The 26,465-nt window shown below is 62.7% G+C and carries 31 protein-coding genes; 18 read left to right on the top strand and 13 right to left on the bottom strand.

Features of this window, described 5'->3' with window-relative positions; genetic code table 11:
- Positions 1 to 149 precede the first annotated feature (149 nt).
- The gene (locus PMI15_RS22665) at positions 150 to 2,252 is read right to left on the bottom strand and encodes a D-(-)-3-hydroxybutyrate oligomer hydrolase (RefSeq protein WP_007874661.1); all 2,103 of its coding nucleotides are present in this window, start codon (positions 2,250 to 2,252) and stop codon (positions 150 to 152) included.
- A 298-nt stretch (positions 2,253 to 2,550) separates the two neighbouring features.
- Positions 2,551 to 3,192, bottom strand: a complete 642-nt coding sequence (locus tag PMI15_RS22660) for a transcriptional regulator (RefSeq protein WP_007874660.1) — start codon at positions 3,190 to 3,192, stop codon at positions 2,551 to 2,553.
- 144 nt (positions 3,193 to 3,336) lie between these two features.
- Here PMI15_RS22660 and PMI15_RS22655 point away from each other — a divergent pair, with 144 nt between their 5' ends.
- From PMI15_RS22655 to PMI15_RS22645, 3 genes are all read left to right on the top strand, one after another.
- A complete protein-coding gene (locus PMI15_RS22655; protein WP_007874658.1) occupies positions 3,337 to 4,464 on the top strand; it encodes a pyridoxal-phosphate dependent enzyme in 1,128 nt (375 codons plus the stop codon).
- Positions 4,465 to 4,761: 297 nt separating this feature from the next.
- Positions 4,762 to 5,199, top strand: a complete 438-nt coding sequence (locus tag PMI15_RS22650) for an Hsp20/alpha crystallin family protein (protein WP_007874655.1) — start codon at positions 4,762 to 4,764, stop codon at positions 5,197 to 5,199.
- A 146-nt stretch (positions 5,200 to 5,345) separates the two neighbouring features.
- The gene (locus PMI15_RS22645) at positions 5,346 to 5,759 is read left to right on the top strand and encodes an Hsp20/alpha crystallin family protein (RefSeq protein ID WP_036840795.1); all 414 of its coding nucleotides are present in this window, start codon (positions 5,346 to 5,348) and stop codon (positions 5,757 to 5,759) included.
- A gap of 75 nt (positions 5,760 to 5,834) precedes the next feature.
- Here the strand turns inward: PMI15_RS22645 and PMI15_RS22640 are convergent, their stop codons facing one another.
- Complete coding sequence (locus tag PMI15_RS22640) at positions 5,835 to 6,257, bottom strand: nuclear transport factor 2 family protein (protein WP_007874643.1); 423 nt, start codon at positions 6,255 to 6,257, stop codon at positions 5,835 to 5,837.
- A 344-nt stretch (positions 6,258 to 6,601) separates the two neighbouring features.
- On the opposite strand from PMI15_RS22640, the gene PMI15_RS22635 reads away from it, so the two are divergent.
- The 9 genes from PMI15_RS22635 (at position 6,602) to PMI15_RS22610 (ending at position 14,134) form a co-directional block, all read left to right on the top strand.
- The gene (locus PMI15_RS22635; RefSeq protein ID WP_238541176.1) at positions 6,602 to 7,441 is read left to right on the top strand and encodes a nucleoside triphosphate pyrophosphohydrolase family protein; all 840 of its coding nucleotides are present in this window, start codon (positions 6,602 to 6,604) and stop codon (positions 7,439 to 7,441) included.
- Positions 7,438 to 8,145, top strand: a complete 708-nt coding sequence (locus PMI15_RS24985; protein ID WP_157214721.1) for a hypothetical protein — start codon at positions 7,438 to 7,440, stop codon at positions 8,143 to 8,145. The genes PMI15_RS22635 and PMI15_RS24985 overlap by 4 nt, the downstream gene beginning before the upstream one ends.
- A gap of 2 nt (positions 8,146 to 8,147) precedes the next feature.
- Positions 8,148 to 9,275, top strand: coding sequence for a uracil-DNA glycosylase (locus PMI15_RS24530; protein ID WP_007874639.1), 1,128 nt, complete (start codon positions 8,148 to 8,150; stop codon positions 9,273 to 9,275).
- Between the two features lie 63 nt (positions 9,276 to 9,338).
- Positions 9,339 to 10,433, top strand: a complete 1,095-nt coding sequence (locus tag PMI15_RS24525; RefSeq protein ID WP_007874638.1) for a Shedu anti-phage system protein SduA domain-containing protein — start codon at positions 9,339 to 9,341, stop codon at positions 10,431 to 10,433.
- A 105-nt stretch (positions 10,434 to 10,538) separates the two neighbouring features.
- Entirely contained in the window at positions 10,539 to 11,318 is a 780-nt protein-coding gene (locus PMI15_RS22630) for a tRNA-uridine aminocarboxypropyltransferase (protein ID WP_007874636.1), read from the top strand.
- On the top strand, positions 11,318 to 11,680 hold the full coding sequence (locus PMI15_RS22625; RefSeq protein ID WP_007874634.1) for a hypothetical protein: 363 nt from the start codon (positions 11,318 to 11,320) through the stop codon (positions 11,678 to 11,680). The genes PMI15_RS22630 and PMI15_RS22625 overlap by 1 nt, the downstream gene beginning before the upstream one ends.
- A 137-nt stretch (positions 11,681 to 11,817) precedes the next feature.
- A complete protein-coding gene (locus tag PMI15_RS22620) occupies positions 11,818 to 12,408 on the top strand; it encodes a putative glycolipid-binding domain-containing protein (protein WP_007874632.1) in 591 nt (196 codons plus the stop codon).
- A 225-nt stretch (positions 12,409 to 12,633) separates the two neighbouring features.
- Complete coding sequence (locus tag PMI15_RS22615) at positions 12,634 to 12,909, top strand: helix-turn-helix transcriptional regulator (protein WP_238541175.1); 276 nt, start codon at positions 12,634 to 12,636, stop codon at positions 12,907 to 12,909.
- Positions 12,899 to 14,134, top strand: a complete 1,236-nt coding sequence (locus tag PMI15_RS22610; protein ID WP_036840794.1) for a type II toxin-antitoxin system HipA family toxin — start codon at positions 12,899 to 12,901, stop codon at positions 14,132 to 14,134. The genes PMI15_RS22615 and PMI15_RS22610 overlap by 11 nt, the downstream gene beginning before the upstream one ends.
- Positions 14,135 to 14,177: 43 nt before the next feature.
- On the opposite strand, the gene PMI15_RS22605 is transcribed toward PMI15_RS22610, so the two are convergent.
- Entirely contained in the window at positions 14,178 to 14,360 is a 183-nt protein-coding gene (locus tag PMI15_RS22605) for a hypothetical protein (RefSeq protein ID WP_007874623.1), read from the bottom strand.
- A gap of 210 nt (positions 14,361 to 14,570) precedes the next feature.
- Between PMI15_RS22605 and PMI15_RS22600 the strand changes: the two genes are divergently transcribed.
- Genes PMI15_RS22600 through PMI15_RS22590 form a run of 3 tightly spaced genes read left to right on the top strand, consistent with a single transcriptional unit; the run spans position 14,571 to position 17,409 of the window.
- Entirely contained in the window at positions 14,571 to 15,374 is an 804-nt protein-coding gene (locus tag PMI15_RS22600; protein WP_007874622.1) for a MipA/OmpV family protein, read from the top strand.
- A 51-nt stretch (positions 15,375 to 15,425) separates the two neighbouring features.
- The gene (locus PMI15_RS22595) at positions 15,426 to 16,133 is read left to right on the top strand and encodes a response regulator transcription factor (RefSeq protein WP_007874621.1); all 708 of its coding nucleotides are present in this window, start codon (positions 15,426 to 15,428) and stop codon (positions 16,131 to 16,133) included.
- On the top strand, positions 16,123 to 17,409 hold the full coding sequence (locus PMI15_RS22590; RefSeq protein ID WP_007874620.1) for a HAMP domain-containing sensor histidine kinase: 1,287 nt from the start codon (positions 16,123 to 16,125) through the stop codon (positions 17,407 to 17,409). The genes PMI15_RS22595 and PMI15_RS22590 overlap by 11 nt, the downstream gene beginning before the upstream one ends.
- A gap of 23 nt (positions 17,410 to 17,432) precedes the next feature.
- Here PMI15_RS22590 and PMI15_RS22585 read toward each other — a convergent pair whose 3' ends face one another.
- From PMI15_RS22585 to PMI15_RS22575, 3 genes are all read right to left on the bottom strand, one after another.
- Positions 17,433 to 18,431, bottom strand: a complete 999-nt coding sequence (locus PMI15_RS22585) for an aldo/keto reductase (RefSeq protein ID WP_007874618.1) — start codon at positions 18,429 to 18,431, stop codon at positions 17,433 to 17,435.
- Between the two features lie 52 nt (positions 18,432 to 18,483).
- Positions 18,484 to 18,900: a MerR family transcriptional regulator gene (locus PMI15_RS22580; protein ID WP_007874616.1), complete on the bottom strand. Its 417-nt coding sequence runs from the start codon at positions 18,898 to 18,900 to the stop codon at positions 18,484 to 18,486.
- Between the two features lie 237 nt (positions 18,901 to 19,137).
- Positions 19,138 to 19,575, bottom strand: a complete 438-nt coding sequence (locus PMI15_RS22575; RefSeq protein ID WP_007874614.1) for a universal stress protein — start codon at positions 19,573 to 19,575, stop codon at positions 19,138 to 19,140.
- Positions 19,576 to 19,742: 167 nt separating this feature from the next.
- On the opposite strand from PMI15_RS22575, the gene PMI15_RS22570 reads away from it, so the two are divergent.
- Both PMI15_RS22570 and PMI15_RS22565 read left to right on the top strand, forming a co-directional pair.
- Entirely contained in the window at positions 19,743 to 19,994 is a 252-nt protein-coding gene (locus tag PMI15_RS22570; protein ID WP_007874612.1) for a hypothetical protein, read from the top strand.
- 75 nt (positions 19,995 to 20,069) lie between these two features.
- Entirely contained in the window at positions 20,070 to 20,669 is a 600-nt protein-coding gene (locus PMI15_RS22565) for a hypothetical protein (protein WP_007874611.1), read from the top strand.
- 13 nt (positions 20,670 to 20,682) lie between these two features.
- Here PMI15_RS22565 and PMI15_RS22560 read toward each other — a convergent pair whose 3' ends face one another.
- The 6 genes from PMI15_RS22560 to PMI15_RS22535 all read right to left on the bottom strand — a co-directional run bounded on the left by PMI15_RS22560 (position 20,683) and on the right by PMI15_RS22535 (position 25,391).
- On the bottom strand, positions 20,683 to 21,381 hold the full coding sequence (locus PMI15_RS22560) for a B3/4 domain-containing protein (protein ID WP_007874610.1): 699 nt from the start codon (positions 21,379 to 21,381) through the stop codon (positions 20,683 to 20,685).
- Positions 21,382 to 21,458: 77 nt separating this feature from the next.
- Positions 21,459 to 22,319: an AraC family transcriptional regulator gene (locus PMI15_RS22555; protein WP_007874609.1), complete on the bottom strand. Its 861-nt coding sequence runs from the start codon at positions 22,317 to 22,319 to the stop codon at positions 21,459 to 21,461.
- Positions 22,320 to 22,435: 116 nt separating this feature from the next.
- Positions 22,436 to 23,425, bottom strand: a complete 990-nt coding sequence (locus tag PMI15_RS22550; protein ID WP_007874608.1) for an MBL fold metallo-hydrolase — start codon at positions 23,423 to 23,425, stop codon at positions 22,436 to 22,438.
- A gap of 21 nt (positions 23,426 to 23,446) precedes the next feature.
- Complete coding sequence (locus PMI15_RS22545) at positions 23,447 to 23,917, bottom strand: ester cyclase (RefSeq protein WP_007874607.1); 471 nt, start codon at positions 23,915 to 23,917, stop codon at positions 23,447 to 23,449.
- 44 nt (positions 23,918 to 23,961) lie between these two features.
- Positions 23,962 to 24,885, bottom strand: coding sequence for an NADP-dependent oxidoreductase (locus tag PMI15_RS22540; protein ID WP_007874605.1), 924 nt, complete (start codon positions 24,883 to 24,885; stop codon positions 23,962 to 23,964).
- 17 nt (positions 24,886 to 24,902) lie between these two features.
- Positions 24,903 to 25,391, bottom strand: a complete 489-nt coding sequence (locus PMI15_RS22535) for an ester cyclase (protein WP_007874604.1) — start codon at positions 25,389 to 25,391, stop codon at positions 24,903 to 24,905.
- Between the two features lie 98 nt (positions 25,392 to 25,489).
- Here PMI15_RS22535 and PMI15_RS22530 point away from each other — a divergent pair, with 98 nt between their 5' ends.
- Entirely contained in the window at positions 25,490 to 26,401 is a 912-nt protein-coding gene (locus tag PMI15_RS22530) for a LysR family transcriptional regulator (protein ID WP_007874603.1), read from the top strand.
- Positions 26,402 to 26,465: the final 64 nt, after the last annotated feature.

Raw genomic sequence — 26,465 nt, 5'->3', positions numbered from 1 at the left:
CCCGTAGCGAAGCGTAGGGGACCCAGACTGCGGGTCGCCTTTTCTTTGGTGACTTTCTTTTGGCGAAGCAAAAGAAAGTTACTGGCCGCCGGGCCACTCCCGGCCAGCAAGCCTCAGCAAGGGGCGCGCCGCCGGAGCAAGACCCGGCCTCAATCAGCAACCGTCACCACATTATTCCCAAACGTAATCCGGTCGCCGGCACCCGGCACCAACTGAATAGGCGGTACGTTCGCCAACGTAATCGGATTGGCAACGCTGCCAACCTGCCCGCGCGGCACCGTCCTCACCACCTGGCTGCCTGGCAGCGGCGCGCCAGTCTTCAAATGCGCATACATCATGTCCATGGCCTGGATGAAGTAGCGATGCAGCGGCACCAGGCGCGCGCCGTAGCCTGGGAAGCCGAGGAAGGCGTCGAAGTGCTGGGCGTTGGTGACCTCGATGTAGGAGAGCTTGCTGGCCTGGCCTTCGACCATCTTGTTAAGGCCGAAATAAGGCCGCGAGGTCAGTGCCACCGGCACCAGGGTGTCGGAGCGGCCGTGCACGATGAGGGCCGGCTTGCCTTGCAGGTTGGCGGTTCGCAGCGCGGGCTGTATGCCTTCGCGCACGCGCAGGGCGGCCGGGCTGTTGCCGCTGACCAGCGCGCGCAGGCACAGCGCGCCGGCGCTGTTGTAGTCCTGCACATTGCCGGCCGACAGCGAGGCCGCGTCCAGCAGCGGGCCGCCCACGCTCAGGTTGTTGACGATGGCGATGCCGGCCGTGGGCGGCACGCCGTTGCCGGTGCCGAAGGAGGTCGCCAGCGCGGCGGCTGAAACCGGCACCGGCACATTCGGCGTGGGCGAGGTGGCCGGCGCCGTGGCGGCAAAGCTGTAGCCGCACAGGTTGTCCTGCACGCCGAAGCGGCCGTAGGCATTGGCATAGGTCAGCGCCACCGGCAGCGTGGCGAACGAATAGTGCGAGGCCTGCAGGTCGTTGCTTTCGGGCTGCCAGCCCGCGGCCTGCAGCACCGCCATGGCGCCGGCCGCCTGCTCGGCCGTGGTGTCGCCGTTGACAAGGCCCTGGGCCTTGAGCACGGCGCAGCGGTTCGCGGCAATCGCCGGGTTGATGGTGTTGAACACATTGGTCGCGGGCGAAAGCAGCGCGGCGCAGGGCTGCAGCAGATTAGCCAGCGTCGTGTAGTCGTACAGCGGCCGGCCGGTGCCGGCCAGCGTGACGTTGCCGCGCCGCATGCTGAGCCGGCTGTCGGGCACCAGCTGCACCTGCGGCTCGCCGACCGCCACGCCGCTGATCAGCCCGCGCGTGTCGAGCTCGGCCGCCGCCAGCGCCGCGCCCGCGCCGTTGGACACGCTGGAGGCGATCACGATGGTGTTGGCCGGCGTCAGCGTCCTCAGGCGCGAGACGCCGTCGCGCGCCGGCGCGCCGTAACGTTCGTTGAGCACATAGTAGGCAAACTCCACCGCCTGCAAGGTGAAGCGGCCCCAGTCTTTTTCGGAGTTCTGCTGCGAATGCGCATGCTTGACGGCAAAGCGGTTCGGCGTGGCCGCGTTGAAGGCCGTGCGCTCGGCCGGGCTGATGGCGGCCGTGAAGTTGGAGGTCATGCCGGCCGCCACCGCATCGGCGCGCAGGCCGTTCTGCAAATGCACCGTGTTGTTCTGCAGGTCGTGCATGCCGCTGCCCGTGCCCTTGTCGGTATAGGCCACGGCGCAGCCGTTCTTCAAGCCCCATTCGCCCGAAGAGCCTATCGCGCCGTAAACGCCGCGCGAGCCGCTGGAGGTGCCCGTCACGATGCAGGCGCTGGCCGGGTTGAAGCTGGCCGGCACCTGCACCATCATGGTCACGTTGTGGCGGCCGCTGCCGTCGTCCGAATAGGCGATGTATTCGGTGCCGGGGATTTTGCCTTCACCGGTGGTGGCCACGCCGCGCGCATCCACATTCGGGCCGTAGAGCGTGCCGTAACCGCCGGCCGGCGAGATGTCGAGGATCGCGCGGTAGTTGTTGTAGATCGCGATGCGCCGCAGCTCGGCCGGCGTCGGCTTCAAAGGGTCCGCCGGCTGCGGCGCCGCGCCGCCCAGGCCGCTCTTGCCCAGGCCCGCGGTCAGCAGGTCGTCATTGCCGCCGTCATACACACCGACGCTGATGGGGCCCAGGTAGGCCGGCTTGGTGTTTTTGGGTTCGCCCGCGCCGCTGCCGCAGCCGGCCAGCAAGGCAGCCGCCGTGAGCAGGCCCAGGCCTGTGGTGATGGTGGTGTTTGGCATCTCGTCCTCCGTGGGTGTTGGTGTTGTCCGGCTGCTGCCGCGACCATCATCATCGGGTCAAGCGCCGTGATTTGCACGACGGGGACGATTTGATTTGTAAGGGTTTTGCCTCTGTTCCAGCCAAGGCCTGTTGGGTGCGGGTACGGATCAAGAGATTCATCCGCAGATTACGCAGATGAAGACATCCTGATGTCCCGATGTGACGCCGCGTGGCCAAGGTATGGGACAGGTGAAATCCGAGAAATTTCTTTTCTTCAATCTGTGTGAATCTGCAGATAAACCAGCAGCCGCCGAGCCGCTACTTCGCGTCGCTATACACCGTGGCCCGCGACACGCCCATATGCGCCGCCGCGATCTCAGCGCCGCGGCGTATCTCCAGGTAGCCGGCCTTCTTCAGGTCCTGCACCAGCTGCTTGCGGTCCGCCGGCCGCAGCGAGCGCGCGGTCGTCGCGCGCGCGGCGGCGAACTCGTCGATGCACTGCTGGATGCGGTCGGCATTCGCCGCGTCCAGCGTCTCGGTCACGGCGCTGCTTTCAATCGCGGTGAACTGCGACATCGCGGCCTGGAAGCCGTTGAACAAAGTCAGGTCCACATTGAGGCAGATCGCCGCCACGTAGTCGCCTTCCTCATTGCGTATGCCCACCGAGGTGCTTTTGACCTTGCGACCATCGGCGAACTGGTTGGCGTAGTTGGCGATCACCGCCGGGTAGTCCGGGTCCTGGATGCGCGCCAGGCCCAGCTCGGTCGCGGGCTGGCCCACGCGCCGGCCGCTCAAATTGTTTTCAATCGCCAGGATGGCGTTTTTGGGATGCGTGAGGTCGTGCACCACCACCTCGCAGAACGGCGCGAAGGTCTTGCCCAGGCCTTCGGCGATGTTTTTCAGCTCGGCGAGCAGGTGCTTGTTGGTGGCATTGCTGGGCTTGGCGGGTGCTTTGGGCATGGCGGCGGTTTTCAGAATTCAGACAAATTGTCTGGCTTTGATCGTATCCCAGCGTCTCCGCCTTGGGGAGTTATTTGACAATTTATCCAATATTGGATATATTTTCCAATACATGGACGAACACCTGACGTCCCCGAAAGCCCCATGCAAGCCCACTACATTGACCCCCGTACCGCCAAACACTACCCCCTGACTGACCGCCGCTGGCGCTCCGACGACGGCAACCCGCTGATGCTGAGCGCGCTGCCCGGCATCGGCCGCGACGACATCGACACGCGCGAGCGCTCGCTCTGGCGTTACCGCGCCGCCCTGCCGCTGGCCATCGACAGCCGCGCCAGCATGGGCGAAGGCTGCACGCCCCTGGTCGAAAAATCCTGGGGCGGGCTCTCGCCTTTGTTCAAGCTTGAATGGTTCAACCCCACCAGCAGCTTCAAGGACCGCGGCGCCAGCGTGATGGTGTCCTTCCTCAAGCAGCTGGGCATAGACCACATCCTCGAAGACAGCTCGGGCAACGGCGGCGCGGCGATTGCGGCGGCCGGTGCGGCGGCCGGCATCAAAGTCAAGATCCTCGCGCCCAGCTACACGCCGCTGCCCAAGGTCGCGCAAATACGCGCTTTCGGCGCCGAGGTGCAGTTCGTCGAAGGCCCGCGCGAAGAATCCGAATACGAGGCGATCCGCCAGTCGGAAAACATCTTCTACGCCAGCCACAACTGGCACCCCTTCTTTTTGCAGGGCACCAAGTCCATCGCCTATGAACTCTGGGAAGACCTGGGCTTCAAGGCGCCTGACAACATCATCATCCCCTGCGGTGCCGGCAGCAATGTGCTGGGCTGCCACATCGGTTTCAGCGAGCTGCTGGCTTCGGGCCAGATCAAAAAAATCCCCAGACTCTTCGCGTCCCAGCCGCTCAATTGCTCGCCGATAGATGCCAGCTTTACCGCCGGCAGCGACGGCCCCGTGGAGCGCGCCGTGAAACCCACCATCGCCGAAGGCACGGCCATCAAGCGGCCTATACGCCTGGTGGAGCTGCTCAAGGCGATTCGCGAATCGGGCGGCGGCACCGTGGCCCTGACGGAAGATCAGATCGCCGCCGCCGTGCGCCGCCTGGCCGCCACCGGCCTGTATGCCGAACCCACCAGCGCCTCGGCCGCCGCGGCGCTGGAGGTGTTGCACGCCTCGGGCGCGATCAAGGCGAATGAAACCACGGTGGTGCTGCTGACGGGTACCGGGCTGAAGTCGACGCAATTCATGACGGAGTTGTTTGCTGGCTGAGCGCGTCTTTGCGTGCGTCTCTTACTCCCTTTCCCGCTGGGGGGAGGGTCAGGGTGAGGGCCAGCGCGGCCCCCAAACACCCACGGCGAAACCACCCCGCCGATTTGCGAAAAAAGTCTTAAAAAATTCCCCTCATCCCTGCAACAAAGCGCCTCAAAAACAAGCAAACGCAAACGCGCTTTTGCCCCTCTTGAAATTCTCCGGCGGGCTCCTAATTCCTCCATCCGGGCGCCGAGCCGCCGGTCCGGCGCCCATTCATGAACCATGTTCAACCTGAATGAATGGAGGTAAATCGCCATGTTTCGATCCCTGTTTCCGTACGACATGTTCGGGGAGATGGACCGCCTGCAACGCGAAATCCAGCAGGCGCTCGACCTGTCTCCCAACATCCGCGGCTTTGGCCGTGGCGGCTTTCCCGCCCTCAACATAGGCGGCACGCCGCAGACCGTCGAGGTCTATGCCTTTGCCCCTGGCGTCGATCCCAAGACCCTGCAGATCGACCTGGAGCGCGGCATGCTCACCATCGCCGGTGAACGCAAATCCGAGCTGCCCGAAGCCGGCAAGCAGTCCACCCTTCACATCAACGAGCGCTTTGCCGGCAGCTTCCGCCGCGTGATCAGCCTGCCCGAAGACGCCGACCCCGACGCCGTGGACGCCAGCTTCAAGGACGGCCTAGTCCACATCAGCATCCAGCGCCGCGCGGCCGCACAGCCACGCCGCATCACCATCCACTGACGTGCCGGCTGATGCACTAACGCACTGACGCACACAGAGACCCAGAGAGACACAAGGAGGTAACCATGTTCGGCAAATCCACCCCCCAAAGCACCAGCGACACCGGCCGCAGCGTCGGCAACTTCAACAACAACAACGGCAACGCCATGGAGGACAGCAGCTCGTCCAGCGAGGTCACGCGGCAAGCCGGCCAGCCAACACAGCAAGGCCGCTCCGCCCGCTATGCCAACGCCACGCTCACGCCGCCCGTCGACGTGGTGGAAGACAGCACCGGCATCACCCTGTATGCCGACCTGCCCGGCGTACCCAAGGAGAAGCTCCAACTCCAGGTCGAGGCCGACACCCTGACCATTGAGGCCGACTCCGCCCTGGCCGCGCCCGAAGGCCTGCAGTCCAGCCACACTGAGGTGGGCCTGGGGCGCTTTCACCGCGTCTTCAGCCTCAGCAAGGAGCTGGACACCGAGAACGTGACCGCCGAGCTCGCCCAGGGCGTGCTCAAGCTGCGCATCCCGAAAGCTGCGCACGCGCAGCCGCGCCGCATCAACGTCAAGGTAGCTTGAGCGGGGCGGCGGGACACTCGCCCTGTCCTCACCCCTGATGGACTCCCTCCCCGCCGGGGGAGGGAGTTCTTGAAGCTAGTGCTTCTTCTTCCCCGGCTCCGCCAGCGGGTCGGCGTGGCGATGCACCAGCTTCCAGGCATCGCCCTCCAGGCGAAACACCTCGGTCACGCGCAGCGTCATGGGAATGGTCTTGGCCTGGCCCTTCATATGGGCCTGGGCTTTCTGGTAACCCGTCCAGTAGGCGACGGTGTCGCCTGCCGCCATGTCGAGGATTTCAAATTCGGACGTGCTGCCCGGCTCAAACAGCTGGGCATCGTGCTCATAACGCGACCACACCGCGTCCGCCCCCTGAACAGCCCCGCCGCCCGGCCCCATAAAAGTGGCCGGCGAGGCATGCGCGACCACGCGCGAGAGCGGCGCGGCATTGCCGCTGACATACGCGCTCGCAGCATGCTGGCGCGCTTTCATAAACGACTGGAAGTCCTGGTGCTGGCTCATGACTTGTCCCCTTAAAGCCACCAAGGTAAGCCGGGTGCGCGGGGCGTGGCGTAGGACAAGGGAGGAGGGGGAAAGCGGAGGAGTCGTACTGCGTGGGCGGTTTGGTGAATATTCACCTACGAAATTCAAACGAAAGTGACCGAACCAACAGGTTTAACCGCAGAAGCACCCTAGCGCAGCCTCTCATTCGCGGCCATTATGGTTGTCACAAAGTGTTAGTGAGTTTGTGGCTTCGCTGGGACCAAACTGGTCTCGCACTCTATAGGGACTGCGATATGCCTAGGACGAATGGGAACGGAGGGGCTACTCCAACAAAAATAGCGACGTTTGCCGCATACCAAAAAATGGTGGAGCAAACTGATGAGCGTAAGCAACGAACGGTGGCGTTGATGGGCCTTGTAGGAGAAATTGGCGATCTGCATAGCATGATGAAGAAGCTGCTGCTTCAAAGGGACAACCCCTCATTCCGAACCGAACTCCGCGAAGAATTTGGGGACGTCCTCTGGTATCTAACGAGCCTAGCATCGCTGTACAAAATTCCGTTGCAAGAAATCGCTGAGGCAAATGCCGAAAAGGCAGAGTCTCTATATACAGCGGGTGGGGTAATCGTCTTTGACGAAGGCTATCCAGCAGATGAGCGGCTTCCAAGGAAATTTGTCGTCAATTTTTACGAGAAACCACTTGATCGCGGCGTGTACGTAAAAATTTCAGTGAATGACGTTGTGATCGGAGATGCTCTAACAGACAACGCGCACGAAGACGATGGCTACCGATATCACGATGTATTTCATTTAGCTTACGCGGCCATCTTAGGTTGGTCACCAGTTACCCGTTCACTGCTAAAGCGCAAACGCAAGTCCAACTCCAAAATTGATGAAGTGGAGGACGGTGCCCGCGCCGCCATCATTGAAGAGGCTGTATCCATTCTGATATTCAATCAAGCACAGGAGCGAGGGTTCTACACAGACGCATCATCAATTGACATAGCTCTGCTGAAAACCATCCGTCGTATGGTTAACGGCCTTGAAGTGAAAGCGTGCACGGCCAAACAATGGCAGAAAGCGATCCACCAAGGGTATGCAGCTTTCTCGGCACTGAAAGAAGGCAATGGCGGCGACGTGGTCGTCGACCTCGATCTTCAAACGATACATGTGCGACCGTCCTCCAACGGAAATGCAGCATGAGCGTTCCAACCATTGACGGCGCCAATGCTTTGGACGCTTGGCGTGCGGGAACAGCGGCGTTGCTAGCGAGTGGTGGGGAGATCAACAATCTTTTGACGACCATAGAGCAACCATGTGTCATCGATCCATCGTGGCTTGCAGATCATTCACCACATCGCTTTAAAGAGTCGGGTGACGACATTCGTAATGTCGCGAACACCATCTTTCCTGAAAGGCTGGCCATTCGAGCAGCAGACAGGGCCGCCTTTTATGCATTGTATTTAGCGCGGCACGACCGCAGTCACCGTTGGGCAGGAGGGAGGCATGCCTGGGGAACCTATTTTGAGCGGCTCATCCGCTTTCCTCCTACAGAGGTAAACCAATTAGAACGCGTCATTGAAAAACTCCGTACTTGGCCGACCCGTAGCACAACAGGGCTAGTATTTCACCTCTCTTCACCGGTTGTGGATGCACCAAGAACCAGAGGGGGGCCATGCTGGCATTACGGAGAATTGCTCTGGGCTGCAGACAGCACACTCGATTTAGTGGTTGTATATCGGAATCACGACTTTTTTAATAAAGTCCTGGGAAACTTCATCGGCCTCGGCCGGTTGCTTCAATTTATCTGCGATCAATCAGGCAAGCATCCCGGCAAGCTTATCTGCCATTCCGTTCATGCCTATCACGACAGTACGCAACAAGCTCTCAAGTCGCTGGCGGCTTAAAAATGAAAAACGTCAAAGAGTCCAAATTTTTAAATCTAGTGGAGCGAGTGCAGGCTTGTCAAAAATGTCCACGCATGAATGGCAGTGCTCGCGTACTTGGCCTGGGATGCGGGCCTATCGATGCCAAGGTCGTCTTTATCGGAGAAGCTCCGGGACGGCTCGGCGCGGATGGCTCTCATCTTCCGTTTCACGGTGATAAGTCTGGGCACAACTTCGAGTCACTCATAGAGCAAGTCGGAATCAGTCGATATCAGGTGTTTGTTACCAATGCGGTACTTTGCAATCCCAAAGATGAGCAAGGAAATAATTCGACTCCTACGCAGACGGAAATTTCGAATTGCGCTCATTTCTTGAAGGAGCAGCTAGGAATCTTAGAGCCAGAAATCGTTGTGACACTTGGAGCCACTGCTTTGAAAGCCTGCGCAATGATTGAGCAGCATTCGCTAACGCTGAAGGGCCACGTTCGAACGAGTAACAACTGGTTTGGCAGGAAATTGCTTCCAACATATCACCCCGGTCAGCGGGCCATGATGCATCGGAGTTTCGCCAATCAGCTAGCCGACTACCAATTCATAGCTGAATCGACGCGGAGAGGGAGCGGAGCCAAAAGATCAACGAAAAGCACCCGTCCTGGACCAAGAAGTGGCACGGAAAAATTAGCGCTGGTTGCAAAGAGGCTGCTAGAGAAACAGCCCAACGGAATGAGCTATTTCGCCCTTCATAAGATGTACTTTCTCGCTGAAGTCGCACACATGGATGCCGCCAGTGAGCGGATAACTAATTCATATGTTGTTCGACAAAAAGATGGGCCTTACTGCGTGGATCTACACATAGCTAAATTACCTGGACTTATTCCTGGCCTAGTTATAGAACGACATAAAGGTGCTGTGTGGCTACGACTCAATGCTCAACGAGACTTGGAATCACTCGATATAAAGCCCTCACTATCTGCGGCCGAATTGAAATCAATTGATGGGGTTCTTTCCCGCTACAAAGGTCTTACGGATGCCGATCTTAAACGTGCCACCTATCTATCCAAGCCAATGCGAACATTGCTCCGTAAAGAGAGAGATTTACGCGTCAATCTTTTTAATGCAGCGGTACTTCCCTATCAGGAAAAAATGAAATAACTCCAAATCACCAAAACATTGATTCGTTTGTCAAGTCAATCTACCAACTTGTTTATCAATGAAATGAAACTACTTACCGATGCCAAATTGGTTACCGAGTCGGGAGGTAAACGAGAACTTGATGCAGTCTTAGGTCGTTGCATTCAAGAGCACAGCGTGGAAGCGCTGCTATCTCTTCAGTTGCTCACCCGTGATGACTACGGTGGCTTCACAATGAAAACGGAGATGAAGCGTGCCGCTGCACTTTGTCTTTTGACTTTTGGAGAAAGAGGTATCACGAGCTTAGTAGAAATATTCGAACAAGAACCGCGTTTCTCCAATGCCACGCTTATCTTGCAAATTCTTTCGCAACTTGCGTCCGGTGAATATCCATCGTTAAGCAGCGACTTACCACTTGATTTGGCGGAGCTTGTGACCACGCATTTGCCGCCTATAGCTTCAATCAGCCAGTTTGCGGAAACAATGCTAAATAAAGTCGTTCTCTCCATAACCGATGAGGACGATCTCAATTCATGGGTCGGCGTCACTTTGCAAATGTCTTTTGCCTTTCAAGGTCGGAATAATTTTTCCTCAACCAGAAAATTGCTCAGTGCAATGGCACTACGAACCCTAACAGTGGGCATTCCGATCATTGAACAATTTGAGGAATTACTTAGAGCATCACCAAATGATGAACCCGCTCTTCAACACTTTCTTGAGTCCAACCCGTTACTACTAGATCCCTTAGCGGTTCGCGTATGGCCTCGACCAGATTTACACGGAAAAAAGGAACCAGACTTTCTCATTCAACGAGCAGATGGCACATATCTGGTAATTGAAATTGAAATTCCATCAAAGAGTTTGATTACACTTTCAAATCAGGTTTCTGCAGAAACTTCGCATGCGATTGCACAAGCGCTTGACTACCGAAATTTTCTACAAATTCGATATCAAAGTGCACAGCAAACCTTTCCGGATTTTCGGGTTCCCGATGCGCTCGTTATTGTCGGCATGGAGAACTCGCTTAACGCTGAGCAGCTAGAAACTCTTCGTCGAGAAAACGAGGCGCGAACCAACTTGCAGATCATAGGATTTGACTTTCTTGCAAGGCGCGCCAGAACCATGCTTGGAAATTTGACGCACGGACGTGTTTCGATTGAGCGATTTCGGCTTTTTTGAATAATTGACCACCACAATCAGTTCGAAAACTACGGTGCAGTAGCCACTGCAGGCCACCTCAATCGGCAAATGCCTCCGTCGTCAAGATTGCAACTTTCCATATCCATGCCCCACGCCGTCTCCCGCCTGCGCACCGCCCGCCTGGCGCGCGCCTCCAAACCTTTTTTAGCCCGCGGCGGCCCACGCAACGCACGCTGTGAGGGTTGCCGGCTGATTCCCAGCCATTGCATGTGTGCCCTGCGGCCGGTCACGCCGGGTGTCAATGCCGGTGTCTGCCTCGTAATGGCGGATATCGAGGCCCTCAAGCCCAGCAACACGGGCTGGCTGATTGCCGATGTGGTGGCCGACACTTTTGCGTTTGGCTGGGCCCGCACCGAGGTGGAGCCCGGCTTGCTGGCCTTGCTGGCGGACCCGCAGTGGCAACCGTACCTGGTCTTCCCCGGCGAATTTGTGGCGGCGGAGCGGGTGGTGACGGAGTTGCCGGCCATCGCTTCAGTCGATGGCAACAACAAACACAAAGCCAAACGCCCGCTGTTTGTGCTGCTGGACGCGACCTGGCCTGAGGCGCGAAAGATGTTTCGCAAAAGCCCTTACCTCAATCATTTGCCGGTGCTCAGTTTGCAGAGCGAGCAGCTGTCGCGCTACAAACTAAGGCGCTCGCAACGCGATGAGCATTTCTGCACCTCGGAAGTGGCGGCGCTGTGCTTTGCGCTGGCGGGTGAGGCGCAGGTGGCCGAGACGCTGGAGGCTTACCTGGACGTGTTCACCAACCACTATTTAAAGGCCAAGCAGCAGCAGCCCCTGGACCTGGAAGACGCGGCGCACCAGCGCTTGCGCGGGCTACAAACGGAGGCAACGCTGCTGCCTTCCGCAGGCGCGGCCTGATGTGCAGCCCCCTGGCTCTGTTGCATGCCTTGGCCATCATCGGGCTGGTGGGTGGCTTTATTGGGGGAGCACTCCACGACGGAAAGCTGGAATCCTATTTCGAGCAAAAGCATCCCGAGGTGTGGGCGGACCTTGCCCAGCGCAAGCTCATGTTTGTGGAGGGTGACATGCAGACCGCTGCCATGCATCAGTACCTGCGGCGTGGTGAGCATAAAAAACTCGAGGATGCGGAGCTCAATGCCATGGTTTTCAGAGGCTGGCTGTGGGTTGCGCTTCTTCTCGGCAGTGCTGTGGTCTTGATGTTTGTTCAAGACCGGGTATCCATGGACAGCTACCGCGCCTGCCTGGGCCTTCTTCTCTAGGCAAGCGCGGGGACCTGGAAGACGCGGCGCACCAGCGTTTGCGCGGCTTACGTTTGTAGACAAGTCTCGGGTGGCAAACACTGGCAAGCCGGCGCCTGCCCGGCGCACAATGGTGGCCCTTCGAAAGGGCCGTGCCCATGGTGAACGAAGCCTCTTCCTCCTCTTCTTCTTTCCGGACGATTTGCTGGCAGCCCACGTGGAACGATGCTTCGCAAGGCATGGGGCTGGAGCATTTGCTGCTGGCACAGGGCCAAGCTGACAGCGTGGTGCTTGCCGTCGATGAAGACGGCGAACCATTTCGCCTGGCCTACCGGCTCTATTGGGACGAGGCCTGGCAGCTTCGCAGTGCGGATTTCTTCCTGGCCAAAGCCGGCCTCAACCGGCTGCTGAGCCTGCGCACGGACGGCAAGGGCCATTGGCAGGATGGCGAGGGCCGGCCGCTGGCCGAACTGGATGGATGCATGGACATCGACATCTGGCCCACGCCGTTTACCAACAGCTTTCCGATTCTTCGCGAGCCCCTGGCCGTGGGGGAGCGGCGCATGTTTCGCATGGCCTGGGTGCTGGGAACGGAGTTAACGGTGAAGCCGCAGGCACAGGCCTATACGCGCGTGAGCGACAGGCTGTACCTTTTTGAGAACCTGGACGGCAGCGGCTTCAAGGCGGAGCTGCCGGTGGATGAAAGTGGCATCGTGCTGGACTACCCTGGGCTGTTTCGGCGGCTTTAAAGGCCAAGCAGCAGCAGCCTTTGGATTTGGAAGACGCTGCCCACCAGCGTTTGAACAAATTGGCTCACCCCTACCCCCATTGCGTCTCGCTGCGTGTAGCCTCTTCTCCCCCTTGCTGCGGGCAGGCGCCTGCGGACTGGCCAAGCCAGAGCCGCAGCCTTTGCGAGCAGGCAATCATGTTCATGAAAGTGGACAATTTTTTGATTTATTGCCATAATGTTCACTATGATGGACAAATTAAGGCTTCCGGCTGATCTCGGCAAAGCCATCGCCAAATACCGGGAAGACAACAAACTTTCGGCGGTCGCTGTCTCGAGCAAGGCTGGGCGCAGCCGAACCGTGCTTCACAAGCTTGAGCGCGGGGGTGACGTGACGGTTGCCTCTCTGTTCGACATCCTGCGCGCCATGGGCCTTTGCCTGAGCCTTGAGAAGGCGGGCATGCCGACGCTTGAGGAAATGCAGCGCCGGTTCGCCGATGAAGACGATGGCGATGCTGCCTGAGCGAATCCGCCTGCTTGATGTGGACGTGAACGGTTCGCACAGCGGGCGGCTTGCGCACGCGTCGACCTTCACGTTTGACTACAGCCGCGACGACCCTGGCCAGCCCGGCGTGTCTTTGCTCATGCCGGCAAGCATCCTGCACTTTGACGGCGGCAGCGCGCTGTTCCCGGCCATGGACATGAACCTCCCCGAAGGCTACCTGTTCCTGCAGATCCGCGAGTTGTTTCCCAAGCAGGTGATCACACCGATGCACCTGCTTGCCCTCATGGGCAACAACGGCATCGGGCGGCTGGGCTATCGGCTCCCGGATGCGCCACCCCCCACGTTCTCTTCGGTGGTCAACAAGGCCGACCTGCTGTCCAGCGGCAACGGCCCCGCGCTCTTCCAGGAGTTGATGCACGCCTACCTGTCCACCGGCGCGGGCATCTCGGGCATCCAGCCCAAGATCATGGTGCCCGACCGGGCCACGGTGCCGGTGCCTACCCTGATCGTGAAGATGGCGGCTGAACGCTATCCCGGCCTGTCCGCCAACGAGTTCATGTGCCTGAGCGCTGCCCGCGAAGCAGGCATTCACGTGGCGCCGTTCGACCTCTCCGCGGACGGCTCGCTGTTGGTGATCGAGCGTTTCGACATTGCGCCGGACGCTTCGCGCCTGGGGTTTGAGGATGCGGCCTCGCTCATGGGGCAGCGGGTGCGCGACACGCTCTCAGACCGCAAGTACCACGGCAGCTACGAGCGGGTCGTTGCGGCCCTGAAGTTGATCAACCTGCCGGACGCCGAACTGGCGCGCTTCTACGAGCAGGTCGCCTTCACGGCAATGGTGCGCAACGGGGACGGCCATCTCAAAAACTTCGGCGTTCTTTATAGCGGCACGGATGATGTGCGCCTGGCCCCGATGTTCGATGTGGTGACAACCTCCATCTACAAATACCAACGCTACGATGGCGGCCCGGAGCTGGAGGACTACACCATGGCGCTCAAGCTCTTTGCCGGCCCCAAAGGCTCAAAAGTCTATCCCTCTCCCGCGGACTTGCTGGACTTTGGCCGGCGGGTCTGCGGGGTTTCCAACCCCCAGGCGGTGATTGAGCGCATTGCCCAGGGCATGGCGCAGACGCTTGCCCGGTGCCGCAACGACCCTCGTATTTCAAAGCAGCTGCACGGCCAGATGAGCTCGGCGTGGGAGAAGGGCCTGCTTCTGGCCCAGGAGATTGCCCGCGGCGCTTGATGCCGTCCCCTGGCTGGTTCGGCAACCCGGCATCACATCCTCATCACTTGCGCCCGCGTACCACGCCGGGTTTGCCGGCCCACGCCCCCAGGAAATACATGGCGAAAAGCGGCAAGGCAGGCGGGTCGTGTTTGAGCGGGCGCGGGCTTGCTTTTGCGTTGGCAAGGGAGGCGGGTTTCGCGGCCGGGGACGGCGCGGTGTAAGGACGGGCTTGGCGCTTGTTCATCTTGGTGTGTCCGGTTTCAAAAAGAGAAAAAAAGGAACGGAGGAAAGGCGGTGATGGTCGGCGCTGGCTGTCGCCGGGATGTCGCGATGCGTGCTTGCACCCCGCGCCACGGCCGCGACATCTCCGCGACAGCGGAGCGGCACAGTGCGTCCAGCCTGGCGGTCCGCCGGTGGCCTTTTTCTTCCCAAAACCGTCCAAGAGGAGTTCCCTATGAAGCGCAAATCTGTTGTTGTTCCCGCCGGTGTGGTGTTGCTGTCGGCGCTCGCGGCCGCTACGGGCGCTTATGCGCAGCCCAGGCCGGAGCCCGGGGCTTCACCCTGGGGCCTGGGTCTGGGCGTGGCGGCCAGGACCGACATTTACGCGGGGGAAAGCGCCAGGCTGCGCGCGGTGCCGCTGATCAGCTACCAGGGCGAGAAGTTCTTCTGGCGCGGGATCAGCGGGGGTTATCACCTGCTCAGCCGCGAGGGTTTCACGCTGGACGCCACCCTGGGCGCCAGGCTGGGCGGCATCAAGAAAGAGGACTTCGGCGTGGCGGAACTCGCGGCCCGGGGCATCAACCGCAACCTGCTGGAAGACCGGGACGGCGGCCTGGACCTGGGGATTGCCGGGTCCTTCAAGGGCCCGATGGGCGTGGTGGAGCTGGCGCTGAAGGCCGACGTGTCGGGCGCGAGCAAGGGTTACGAGGCCTCGGCCAAATACGGCTATCCGCTGCAGTGGGGACCGGCCACGATCACGCCCCACATCGCGGTCAGCCATTATTCCAGCAAGCTGGCCAACTACTACTACGGCACGCTGGACGCGGAAGTCGCCCGGGGTGTGGTGAACTACAAGCCGGGAAGCGCGGTGATTCCGCGTGTCGGTATCGACGTGATGCGGCCCTTCGCCGACAAATGGATTCTGGCGGGCGGCCTGTCTTACAGCGCGTTGCCGGGCAAGATCCGCAACAGCCCCTTGGTGGACAGGGACGCAAATGGGGTAACTTCCATGTTTGTCGGGGTTTCGAGGAAATTCTGACGCCCGCCGCGCACCGCACCACCGCGCGAGGACCCGAGATAGAGGACCGACATGGACATGATTGAAGGCCCGCTAAGCATCCTGATCGTCGAAGACAACGCGCCGATGGCGGCGAACATCTACGACTACCTGGAAGCCTGCGGCCACAAACCCGACGCCGCGCCCGACGGCAAATCAGGGCTGGGCATGGTGCAGGCCCACCACTACGACGCGATCGTGCTGGACTGGATGATGCCGCGCATGGACGGCCTGGCCATGCTCACGCAGCTGCGGAAAGAGCTCAAGTCGAGGACGCCGGTGATCATGCTGACGGCCAAAGACCAGCTGGACAGCAAGCTGCAGGGTTTTGAAGCCGGGGCCGACGACTACCTCGTCAAACCCATCGCGCTGCCTGAACTTGAAATGCGGTTGCGCGTGCTGGTGACGCGCAGCCATGCGGCGCAGGCCCCGGGGCAGGTGCTGGAAGTGGGCGACCTGCGCTTTAACCTGCAGTCGCTGGTCGTGACCCGGGGAGACCGCGAGCTGTCGCTGTCGCCGATCAAGCGGCAGATACTGGAGGTGCTGATGCGCCGTTCGCCGCATGTCGTGAGCCGCGAATACCTGGAGTCGCGGATCTGGGGCGAACGGATGCTGGACAAGGACATCCTGAGGTCGCACATGCACCTGCTGCGCAAAGAGGTCGATGGCAAGGGTGCCCCGAAAATCCTGCACACGGTGCTCGGGCAGGGCTACAGCCTACGGGTGCAGGATGGCGAATAAACGGCGCCTGTTCGACCTGCACTGGCGCATCAGCGCGCTGTTCGTCGCGTTCGGGGTGTTGCTGGCCCTGGGGGTCACCGTCGCGGTCGGGTTCGGCCAGGTGATGATCACGCACCCGGTGTGGGAGCAGATACTGCGCTCGACCACCGCGCATTACATTGCCGGCACCACGGGCAAGCAGCCCGTGCCCTTGCCGACACAGGGCGCCTACAAGGGATGGCACCTCAAGAGCGGCACGGCCTTGCCGGCCGACATGCCGCCCTACCTGGCCACGCTGCCCGCCGGGTTCTACAGCGAAGAGAACCTGGACCGGTTTGACGAGCACGACTACGCGGCCCTGGTCACGCCGGTCTCGGACGGCCGCGTGGTCACCGTCATCGACATGACCGACATCGAAACCCTGCAGAACAAGGTGGGCATAGGCGGCTTGATCTTTGTGCTGGTCAACCTGGCACTGGTGGGCGCCACGCTGCTGTGGCTTCACGGCAGCCTGCGCAAGCCGGCCAGGGCGCTGGCGCAGCGCATGGAGGCCCTGGACCCGGAGCAGCCCTCGCAGCGGCTGTCGGTCGACTACCCGCAGGCGGAGCTGCACGACATCGCGGTGCAGGTCAATCGCCACCTGGAAAGGGTGGAGCGCTTCATCGAGCGGGAGCGCAGCCTGCTGGACCAGGCCAGCCATGAGTTCCGCACCCCGGTCGCGGTGATCAGCGGCGCGGTGGACGTGCTGGCCCGGCAAGCCCTGCCCGCGCAAGCGAAAGGCCCGCTGGAGCGGATTCGCGGCACGGTCGACAACCTGACCGAAACCATGAGCGCCCTGCTTTACCTGTCGCGCGAGCCGGACGGCAACACGAGGGTGGAGACCACCCGGGTCGACCTGATACTGCAGGAGCTGATGCAGGACCATGAGCACCTGCTGGCCTTCAAGCCCGCGCGCTTTGTGCTGGTGGAGTGCGTGAGCCTTTCCGTCAACGCGCCGGAAGCGATGGTCAGGATCGTCATTGCCAACCTCCTGCGGAACGCGGCCGAGAATACGCAGAAGGGGGACGTCACGGTCAGCCTCACGCCGCAAAGGCTGCAGGTGAGCGACTCCGGCGAGGGCTTCGACGCGGTGGAGGCCGCGCGCAGCTACAGCGCGGCCTTGCAGACGTCGATGAAACCCGGCGGCGGCCGGGGGCTGGGGCTGTTTTTGACGAAGCGGATCTGTGAGCGCTTCAAATGGTCGCTGGCGATTTCGTCGGCGGTGAGCAAAGGCTCGGTGGTGGAAATCCGCTTCTAGCCTCTACCTTCTACCTTCAAGCGTCAGGCATTCACCAAACCCAAAAACGATTCGGGATAACGCAGGCCGGCGGCGGCGTCGGGCGGGAAGGCTTTGTCGAGCTCGGCCAGATCGGCGGGGCTTAGCACCACATCGAGCGCGGCGATGTTCTGGTCAAGGTAAGTGCGGCGCTTGGTGCCGGGGATGGGGATGATGTCTTCGCCCTGGGCCAGCACCCAGGCGAGGGCGATTTGCGAGGCGGTGACGCCTTTGGCGGCGGCCAGGCTTTTGACGGCATCGACGAGGGCGAGGTTGCGTTTGAAGTTTTCTTCGGCAAAGCGCGGCGAGAACTTGCGGCGGTAGTCGTCGGCGGGCAGGTCTTCGGGTTTGCTGAAGGCACCCGTGAGGAAGCCGCGGCCCAGCGGCGAATAGGCGACAAAGGCCACGCCGTTCTCGCGGCAGGCGGCCAGGGTGCCTGTGCTTTCGGGGTCGCGCGTCCACAGCGAGTATTCGCTTTGCAGCGCGGCGATCGGGTGGACCTTGCAGGCACGCGTGAGGGTGGCGGCCGAGGCTTCCGACAGGCCCAGGTAACGCACCTTGCCGGCTTGCACCAGCCCGGCCATGGCGCCCACCGTGTCTTCAATCGGCACGGTTTTGTCGACGCGGTGCTGGTAATAGAGGTCTATCTGTTCAATGCCCAGCCGTTTGAGGCTGGCCTCGCAGCTGGCCTTGACGTAGTCGGGCCGGCCGTTGACGCCGCGCACGCTGTCATTGGCCGGGTCACGGGTGATGCCGAACTTGGTGGCGATGAACACGTCCTTGCGGCGGCCGGCAATGGCCTTGCCTATGAGCAACTCGTTGGTGTGCGGGCCGTAGATGTCGGAGGTATCGAGGAAGTTGAGGCCCTGGTCCAGCGCGTGGTGAATGGTGGCGATGGATTCGGCGTCGTCGCGGTTGGCGTAAAACTCGCTCATGCCCATGCAGCCGAGACCGATGGCGGAGACTTGCGGGCCGTTTCGGCCCAGGGTACGGGTTTTGATCATGATGTTTGTCCTTTGAATGGGTTGGATGGATGGGGCTATAGGGTTATGGAGTTCAAGCACGTCTGGCGGGTTTGGCGTGTTGGGGTTGAGCGCGCATCTCTTCATAGAGGCGGATTTTTTTGCGGATATAGGCCAGGGTCTCGCGCTGGGCGCGTATCCCGGCCTCAAGGCGTTCGGCGTGCGCCTCGAGCAGGGCCTGGCGCTCGGCCGTGCTGGCGGCGGAGGCATTGCCTATGCGCAGCAGCTGGGCATAACGCTGCATGTCGCGCATGGACATGCCGGTGGCGCGCAGGCGCACGAGGAAATCGAGCCAGCGCATGTCGGCGTCGTTGTAGCGGCGCGCGCCGCTGCGCCTGTCTATGGGGGCGATCAGGCCTATCTGTTCGTAGTAACGCAGGGTGTAGGCGCTCAGGCCCGAGGCTTCTGCGGCTTCGGCGATGGTCAGGGAAATGGTGGGGGCGTCGGTCATGGGGGGACTTTAAGACTTCGAGCGCGCTCGAAGTCAAGCGGGTCCGCCGAAAAAACCCTGCTGGCGTTGTTGGTCGCCTTGTTTTCAATCTGTGTAAATCTGCGTCATCTGCGGATGAATTCAGATCCGCGGATAAATTCAAATACTCACATCCGCAGATGACGCAGATTTACGCAGATAAAGACATACGGCAACGGGACCAAAAGACTTTGACCTGCCCCCGCTCGCGTTGTCTGTTCAGCGCGTAATCACCACCAGCACACTGCAGGGCGCATGCGCGATCAGCGATTTGGACACCGAGCCGCGCCACCAGCGGGCGGCCCAGCCTTCGAGGTGTTTGTGGCCGACGACGATCAGGTCGGCGTCCGTCTGTTTGGCGTAGCTCACGATTTCATCGACGGTTTCGCCGTAGAGCACTTCGCCCTGGGCTTCATGGCCGGCTTCTATGAGCCGGCGCAGGCCGTCGTTGAGGATGCCCTGGTACCTGGCCTTGTCTTCCTCGATGATGCTTTGTTCGTAGATCACGCCTTCGGCGGCGACCACCCGCCGCTGCAGGGACATCACGGCGACCAGCGTCAGGGAGGCGCCGCTCCACTGCGCGATCTCGCGGCAGTCCAGCAGGGCTTTCTGGCCGGGTTCGGAACCGTCGTAAGCCAGCAAGATTCGTTTGTACATGATGTGTCTCCCGAATGAAGTGACTGGGCGATTCCAGAATAGGCCCGTGCCCGGAGCCGGTCAAATGATCGCCCCTGCGCCAGCAGGGTCGCCGCGCTGGCGGCGGGGAAATACACAGGCGACAATCGGAACCCAGCCCCGATTTCCCCGACCCCACAAAGCAGCCCATGACCCAAGACCCCCAGCGCGCGCAGGAACTCAAGAAAATGGAACTTTGCGAGTCCTGCGCGGGCATACAGCGCCACTGGCGCAAGGCGCCCGGCCACCCGGAGCTGGTGCAGGGCGACCCGCGCCATGAAACGCGCCGCCATGGCCTGATCACCATCACGCGCTACAAATGCGACCGCTGCGGCACGGCCTGGGAGTACGAGAACGACAAGACCAACCAGAAGGCCGGCTGGTCTGTGGTGGGGCGGTAAACAGGTAGTTGCCTTCCGGCAGGGCCAGGCATTGGCTGACGCGGGAACCCATGGGCGGACCGCATCATCGAAGCGATGATGAAAGCACAGTCTCCACCACATTCCCCGCAACGGCGCCGCCTGCTGGCCGCCTCCACACGCCTGGCGATAGGCGGCGCAGCCTGGTTCGCGCTGTCCGGCGCGCAGGCCCAGCCCAGCTACACGGTGACGACGGCGCAGTTGCAGGACGCGGTTGCCAGGCGCTTTCCGCTGCGCAAGCGCGCCAACGGCATCCTGGACATCACGGTGCAGGCGCCGCAGCTGCGCATGATGCCCGAGCAGAACCGGCTGGGCGCGGTGATGGCCGTCGAAGCCGGCGGCCAGTCGCTGCGGCGCGCCTACCCCGGCACCTTCGACCTGGACTTCGCGCTGCGCTATCAGGCCAGCGACATGACGATACGCGCGCACGAACTGCGCGTGAACACGCTGCAATTCGAGGGCGTGCCGCCGGAAGTCTCGCTGCTGCTGGCCAGCTACGGGCCGCAGCTGGCCGAGCAGGCGCTGCAGGGCGCGGTGCTGCACACCCTCAAGCCGCAAGACCTGGCGCTGCCCGACAGCATGGGCGTGCAGCCGGGCAGCATCACGGTAACGGCCAGGGGCCTGGTGATCGCGTTTGTGAACAAGCCCATGAGCTGAGTCCCGGTTTTTCTTAAAACTCAAAGCGCGGGGAGGCCCGGCTCAGCAATTGCGCCCTGGGTTCGGTGGGCCAGGCGGCCGCCAGTTCCCGCGCAAGGGTGTTGAGCAAGCGCCCCACGTCTTCGGCCGCCGAGGCATGCAGGGCTTCGGCCACGATGAGCACATCGCGTGTGCCCGCGCTGACGGCGGACAGGCCGCTTTGCCGGTTCGTCCAGCGGCGCGCATGGGCGTTGACTGGTTCGGCGCCATCGGCAAATACCACCTCGCCCGGTTCCGGGTACTCAATTTCTCCACCGAATGTCAGGTAGTTTTCCGCACCGGTGGCGTAGCGCACTTCGAGCTGCTGCTGCACCTTGTCAACATCAAACACGGCGATCGGGATGGCGAAGGCCAGCGAGACGGCATTGCACAAATCCACCAACGGGTGCAGCGGGGGCAGGGCATTGTCTTTGCGAAAGCGGCGCAGCAGCGACTCGGACGCGCAGCGGTATTGCGTGGGCTTGAGGCCCATGCGGGAGAACACGCGCCGCCAGGCCTGCACCTCGGGAAACTCGCCTTCAGGGCCGACGGCCAGCCGGGCCTGGGCGATGGCATTGAAGCGGGCGAGCTGCGCGCCCACATCCACATCGGCGCTGATGCCGCCGGCATGCAGCACGCCGGGCACCAGGGCGGGGTAGTCGGCCCAAAGGGCGTCTGAATGGCGAAACAACATGCGTGGGCGCTCCATGAGTCGGCGAGGAGGTGAAACACCGCGCAGTCTGCCCCTGGGCCGGGCAGGCGTCTTGAACGTTATTGCAGGCCGGCCGTGCGCGCCGTGGCCCGCTGCCAGGCGCCGGGCGTGAAGCCGAACTGGCGCGTGAAGAGGCGCGTCATATGGCTCTGGTCGGCAAAGCCGCAGGCGGCAGCCGCCTGGGCCAGGCCGGCGCCGCCGCGTATCAGGCTGCGTGCGCGTTCGGCCCTTTGTTGCAGCAGCCAGGCATGGGGCGTGAGGCCAAAGGCTTTTTCAAAATGGCGCAAGAGCTGGAAGCGGCTGAGGCCGGCCATGCGCGCCATCCCGGCGAGCGTGGGCGGGGCAAGCAGGTCGGCGGCGATGCACTCACGCACCTGGTGGATGTGCGGGTTGATGGCCGTGGCGGATTCGGCGGGACGCTCCGCGGCCAGAGTGTGTCGCCGCGTGAGCAGTTCGCAGACGCGCGCCAGCGACTCTTCGCAGGCGAGTGCATCGGCACCTGCGGCACGCCCGCCGCCGCTCCATTGCTGGAGGCGCAACAGCAGCTGCTCCAGCGCCAGCCTGAGCCGCGCATCCTGGGCGACGGGGCGGGTCAGCTCCAACGCGGCCGCATCAGGCGCACCCATCGCGGCGGCCATGGCGGCAGGCTCAAGGTAGAGCATGCGCCAGCGCCGCGAAGGCCCGCCCAGCGGCTGGCCGTCGTGCACCTCGCCGGGGTTGCACATCAGGATGTCACCGGCATAGGCCTCCACTTGCCCGCGGCCACTGGCCGATGTCTGCGCGCCCTGCTGCAACCACCCCACACCAAACACGGCGTGCGAATGGCGGCGGTAGTGGCGCGCGCTGTCGATGTGGGTGCCGTACACGCCGTCCCACGGCGTGGCCAGGACGCGGCATTGGTGCGGGGGCGGGGCGGGCATGGGTGGATGATGCCACCGGCTGTGCCGGTGCGCCATGCGCGGTGGAAAACACGGCGCAGGTTTGGCCTCACTCCCTCCCCCACGAAAGAAGGAGCAGGAAACCCAGCACCGATTTCTCAGGGCGCCTTGTCCGGCGCACAAAGGCGCGCATGGTAAACCTGGATCGAGACCGGGATCCATTGCGGCAAGTCCCAGTCCGGGTGCTGGGCGCGCAGCATGGGGGTGAGCTCCTTCTGCAGGGTGGGCAGGTCCTGGCCCGCGGCGCAGCGCCGCGCGACTTCGGCGTGGACGGTGTCCAGGTGCCTGGCCGCCGCGGCCAGGTCGGCCGCCGTGCCCACGCGGCCATGGCCCGGCACGACGACTTGGGGATGGCCGCGCTCCACGGTGCGGAAGATTTCGCGCCAATTCAGCGGGTCGACATCCGTGTCCTGGATTTCGGGGAACCAGGGCATGATGGGGAAGGACTTTGTCTCCAGCAGGTCGCCAAAAATGAACACGCCCTGTTCGGGGACGGAGATCACCTGGTCGCCCAGCGTGTGCGCGCGGCCGTAGTGGTTGAGGCGGACGGTGCGCCCGCCGAGGTCGATCTCGGCTTCGCGCTCGTAGACGATGTCGGGCGCCACGAAGCGGACTTCTTTCAGCGCCGCGCCTACGCCCAGGCGTTCGCTGAACAGCCGCAGGTAGGCGGGCCCTTTCTTGAGCAGCTCGTCACGCTGCGCGCGGTTGTAGATGATGGTCGCTTCGCCCTTGAACACCTGCGCCCCGAAGCCGTGTTCGGGATGGAAGTGCGTGGTGGTCAGGTACAGGCGGCGGGTGCCGGCCAGGCGCCTGGCCACCTGCAGGACGCGCCGGGCGCTGTCGGGGCCCAGGCCTGTGTCGACCACCAGCACGGCATCGCTGCCGCTGATGAGGGTGATGTTGGGAACCAGGACGATCTGGTCCCTGTCCTCGATCACCTGCACGCCCGGGCTGACCTCGATGAGATGGGTCGGGTCGACGAGCTTTTCCTGCGAGACATCCGGGCCGGCGGCGAAAGCCCGCATGCAGGCCATCACCGACAGAAGGGTGAAGAGCGCCAGGGCCGTGGAAAGACGGTAATGGTTCATGGGGGCTCCTGCGGGTTGGGTTCAGCGGCGCTGGAGCTGCTCAATAGCCCCATGCCAGTCTTCAACGTGATAGCTCAGCACGATCTGGCCGCCCTCGACGGTGTGGATGTCGATGGCCATGATCTCGAAGCCGCGGCCCGTTGCGGGCGCGCCCATGAAGGGTGCGACGGGCGTGGCGGTGGCGCGGCCGCGGACCACAAAGCGATTGCCGACCTGCAGCATTTCCTCGACCTTCCAGCTCAGGTTGGGGGCGGCGCCGCTCACCCGCTGCAGTTGCGCCAGGAACTGGTCGCGCGTCTTCACCGGGCTGGCGTAGTCGCCTATGCTTTGCCAGTTCGGCGAGAGCACTTTCGCCATGCGCGCGGGAAGGTCGGGACTGGTGGTGCCGCTCAGCACGTCGCTGTAGAGTGCCCGGACCACGTCGGGGTCGGCGGCCAGGGCCGTGCCGGCGAGGCCGCTTGCCATGGCGAGGGCGGTGAGTGTTTTTTTCATGGGTTGGCTCCGGTAAGCGGTAAGCTGTAAGAAGAGGATTGGCCTCAGTGCGATGCCCGCACGATGACCTTGCCGCGGGCGTGGCCGCCGGCCACCTGCTCCAGCGCGGCGCGCGCGTCTTCCAGCGGATGGATGGTGTCCAGCACGATCTGCAATTGCTTGGCCTTGAAGGCGTCCAGGATTTTGTCCAGGGCCGCGGCGTCGTTCTTGAAGAACACAAACGAGCCGTGCTGAAGACCGCGAGGCGCGACGGCAAAGTCGACGGTGCTCACGACGGCGCCCCGGGGCGAGAGCACCCGCCACGAACGTTCCAGCGTGTCGCCGCCCACCGTGTCGAGGACCAGGTCCACGTCGCTCAGCAAGGCCGCGAAGTCCTGGCGCTGGTAGTCGATGGCCTCATGGGCACCGAGCTCCTTCGCCAGGCCCAGGTTGCGCGCCGAGGCCGTCGCGATGACGTGCGCCCCGGCCTGCCGGGCGAACTGCACGGCGAAGCTGCCGACGCCGCCCGCGGCCGCATGGATGAGCACGCGCTGCCCGGCCCGCAGCTTGCCCGCGCCAGACAGGGCCAGCCAGGCCGTGCCTGCGGCCGTGGGCAAGGCGGCGGCCTGCTCGAAGCTCATGTCGGTCGGCATGAGGCTCAAGGCCTGCTCGGGGACGACGGCCGCCTGCGCGAACGCACCGCCGGCGGTGGGCTCGAGGCGGCCGACGACGCGGTCGCCGGCTTTGAAGCGGGCCACGCCGGGGCCCACATGCAGGACCACGCCTGCCAGGTCGGTGCCCAGCGCATAGGGCAGGCTCACCGGGAAGACCTGTTGCATGTGGCCGGCCAGCATCTTGAGGTCCAGCGGGTTCACGCCGGCGGCTTCGATGCGCAGGGATACCTGGCCGGGGCCGGGTTCGGCCGGCGGCAGGTCTTCGAGCACGGCCAGGCTGGGGTTGCCGAATTCGTGGATACGGAGTGTTTTCATGGCGGGTACTTGACGGCTTAGCTGTTGGTGTTCGTGTTGGTGTTGTCGGTGGCGGTGTTGTCGAGCGCGGGAAAGGCGCCTAGCTGCAGGAAGAGGCCGAACCAGTCTTCCAGGTGCCAGGTCCGCTTGATGCGCTCGCCCTCGAATTCGTGGAACTCATGGATGCGAAAGCTGACCTTCCTGCCGGTGGCCGCAATGCCGAAGAGCGGCCCGCGGTGGGTGCCGGTGATCTCGGCGCGCACGGCGGCGCGGCCCTGGTCCATCAGCACGTCGTGGGCCGTGATGCGCACGTCGGGCAACGCTTCGATGAAGCCACGGATGATGGGCTTGAGGCCTTCGGGCCCGGGGCCCTGGCCGGGCGCCAGCGGGATGTCGTCCCAGTCGGCGGTGACGGCGGCATCCAGAAGGTCGGGGTTCTTGTCGCTGAACGCGCGGTACAGCAGGTCTATGGCCTGGCGCCGCGCCTGCTCCTGCGTGCCGCGGCTACCGGGGTTTGAATGGCTCATGAAGGTGATCCTTGTGGGGTGATGAAGCAATGGCGGAATTCTGGGCATCGCGCTACTATCTGTCCAACAAATGATCTGTATAAATGAGTATTTGATCTATGGATTTTCATGGGATAGACCTGAACCTGCTCGCGGCCTTTGACGCGTTGGTGGAGGAGCGCAACGTGACCCGTGCCGCGGTGCGCATGGGCGTGAGCCAGCCGGCAATGAGCGCCGCGCTGTCGCGCCTGCGCACGCTGTTTGAAGACCCCTTGTTTCTGCGCAGCGCCGAAGGCCTGCTGCCCACGCCGCGCGCCAGGGACCTCGCCGGGCCCGTGGCCGATGCGCTGCGGCGGCTGGAGGCGGCCCTGGTGAAAAAGCCCGAGTTCGATCCGGCCCGGGTGGCGATGGATTTCACCCTCGGCCTGTCGGACTATCCCGCCTTCGTGCTGCTGCCCGCGCTGTTGAATGCGCTGGAGAAGAAGGCGCCCGGCATTTCGCTGAGCGTGCGCAGCTTCAGCAGCCGGGACAGCGCCGTCGACCTGCTCGACGCCGGCTTGATCGATGCGGCGGTCGGCGTGCCGCCCACGCAGGCGGAAAGCCGGATATTGACCCGCCCCATCCTGCGCGACGATTTCGTGACCATCGTGCGTCGCGACCATCCCGACGCGCGGCGCGGCATGAGCCTGAAAACCTTTCTGTCGCTGCCGCATGTGCTGGCCTCGCCCGAAGGCGATCGCCATGGCCTGGTGGACGAAGCGCTCGCGCAACTCGGCAAGCGCCGCAAGCTGGCACTGAGCCTGCCGCAGATGTTCGCGGTGCCGGCGGTGGTCGCGCAGACCCGGATGACCGCCACGGTCATGAAGCGGGTGGCCCTGCATTCGCCGGCCCGGCGCATGCTGGTGCTGTTTCCACCGCCCGTCGCGCTGCCGCAGGTGCAGTTCGACCTGATCTGGCACAGGCGCAGCGAAACCAACCCGGCCCAGGCCTGGCTCAGGGCATTGCTGGAGTCGCTGGCGAAGGCCTTGTAGCCTTGCGCCTTGCCCCGCTGGGGAGGGGCCGGCAGCCCGCGGCGCAAAGCTATGATCCACCGCA

The sequence above is a fragment of the Polaromonas sp. CF318 genome (assembly GCF_000282655.1).
GTDB lineage: Bacteria > Pseudomonadota > Gammaproteobacteria > Burkholderiales > Burkholderiaceae_C > Polaromonas.
This window is presented reverse-complemented; position numbering and strand designations above follow the sequence as displayed.

Coding starts and splice junctions, on each gene's coding strand:
- PMI15_RS22545 (WP_007874607.1), bottom strand. CDS start 23,917: ATGAAAAAAACACTCACCGCCCTCGCCATGGCAAGCGGCCTCGCCGGC.
- PMI15_RS22555 (WP_007874609.1), bottom strand. CDS start 22,319: ATGCCCGCCCCGCCCCCGCACCAATGCCGCGTCCTGGCCACGCCGTGG.
- PMI15_RS24985 (WP_157214721.1), top strand. CDS start 7,438: ATGAGCGTTCCAACCATTGACGGCGCCAATGCTTTGGACGCTTGGCGT.
- PMI15_RS22640 (WP_007874643.1), bottom strand. CDS start 6,257: ATGAGCCAGCACCAGGACTTCCAGTCGTTTATGAAAGCGCGCCAGCAT.
- PMI15_RS22540 (WP_007874605.1), bottom strand. CDS start 24,885: ATGAAAACACTCCGTATCCACGAATTCGGCAACCCCAGCCTGGCCGTG.
- PMI15_RS22660 (WP_007874660.1), bottom strand. CDS start 3,192: ATGCCCAAAGCACCCGCCAAGCCCAGCAATGCCACCAACAAGCACCTG.
- PMI15_RS22625 (WP_007874634.1), top strand. CDS start 11,318: ATGTGCAGCCCCCTGGCTCTGTTGCATGCCTTGGCCATCATCGGGCTG.
- PMI15_RS24525 (WP_007874638.1), top strand. CDS start 9,339: ATGAAACTACTTACCGATGCCAAATTGGTTACCGAGTCGGGAGGTAAA.
- PMI15_RS24530 (WP_007874639.1), top strand. CDS start 8,148: ATGAAAAACGTCAAAGAGTCCAAATTTTTAAATCTAGTGGAGCGAGTG.
- PMI15_RS22610 (WP_036840794.1), top strand. CDS start 12,899: ATGCTGCCTGAGCGAATCCGCCTGCTTGATGTGGACGTGAACGGTTCG.
- PMI15_RS22590 (WP_007874620.1), top strand. CDS start 16,123: ATGGCGAATAAACGGCGCCTGTTCGACCTGCACTGGCGCATCAGCGCG.
- PMI15_RS22630 (WP_007874636.1), top strand. CDS start 10,539: ATGCCCCACGCCGTCTCCCGCCTGCGCACCGCCCGCCTGGCGCGCGCC.
- PMI15_RS22585 (WP_007874618.1), bottom strand. CDS start 18,431: ATGATCAAAACCCGTACCCTGGGCCGAAACGGCCCGCAAGTCTCCGCC.
- PMI15_RS22620 (WP_007874632.1), top strand. CDS start 11,818: ATGGTGAACGAAGCCTCTTCCTCCTCTTCTTCTTTCCGGACGATTTGC.
- PMI15_RS22600 (WP_007874622.1), top strand. CDS start 14,571: ATGAAGCGCAAATCTGTTGTTGTTCCCGCCGGTGTGGTGTTGCTGTCG.
- PMI15_RS22655 (WP_007874658.1), top strand. CDS start 3,337: ATGCAAGCCCACTACATTGACCCCCGTACCGCCAAACACTACCCCCTG.
- PMI15_RS22565 (WP_007874611.1), top strand. CDS start 20,070: ATGATGAAAGCACAGTCTCCACCACATTCCCCGCAACGGCGCCGCCTG.
- PMI15_RS22550 (WP_007874608.1), bottom strand. CDS start 23,425: ATGAACCATTACCGTCTTTCCACGGCCCTGGCGCTCTTCACCCTTCTG.
- PMI15_RS22605 (WP_007874623.1), bottom strand. CDS start 14,360: ATGAACAAGCGCCAAGCCCGTCCTTACACCGCGCCGTCCCCGGCCGCG.
- PMI15_RS22575 (WP_007874614.1), bottom strand. CDS start 19,575: ATGTACAAACGAATCTTGCTGGCTTACGACGGTTCCGAACCCGGCCAG.
- PMI15_RS22615 (WP_238541175.1), top strand. CDS start 12,634: ATGATGGACAAATTAAGGCTTCCGGCTGATCTCGGCAAAGCCATCGCC.
- PMI15_RS22650 (WP_007874655.1), top strand. CDS start 4,762: ATGTTTCGATCCCTGTTTCCGTACGACATGTTCGGGGAGATGGACCGC.
- PMI15_RS22560 (WP_007874610.1), bottom strand. CDS start 21,381: ATGTTGTTTCGCCATTCAGACGCCCTTTGGGCCGACTACCCCGCCCTG.
- PMI15_RS22535 (WP_007874604.1), bottom strand. CDS start 25,391: ATGAGCCATTCAAACCCCGGTAGCCGCGGCACGCAGGAGCAGGCGCGG.
- PMI15_RS22530 (WP_007874603.1), top strand. CDS start 25,490: ATGGATTTTCATGGGATAGACCTGAACCTGCTCGCGGCCTTTGACGCG.
- PMI15_RS22645 (WP_036840795.1), top strand. CDS start 5,346: ATGGAGGACAGCAGCTCGTCCAGCGAGGTCACGCGGCAAGCCGGCCAG.
- PMI15_RS22570 (WP_007874612.1), top strand. CDS start 19,743: ATGACCCAAGACCCCCAGCGCGCGCAGGAACTCAAGAAAATGGAACTT.
- PMI15_RS22580 (WP_007874616.1), bottom strand. CDS start 18,900: ATGACCGACGCCCCCACCATTTCCCTGACCATCGCCGAAGCCGCAGAA.
- PMI15_RS22595 (WP_007874621.1), top strand. CDS start 15,426: ATGGACATGATTGAAGGCCCGCTAAGCATCCTGATCGTCGAAGACAAC.
- PMI15_RS22635 (WP_238541176.1), top strand. CDS start 6,602: ATGGTGGAGCAAACTGATGAGCGTAAGCAACGAACGGTGGCGTTGATG.
- PMI15_RS22665 (WP_007874661.1), bottom strand. CDS start 2,252: ATGCCAAACACCACCATCACCACAGGCCTGGGCCTGCTCACGGCGGCT.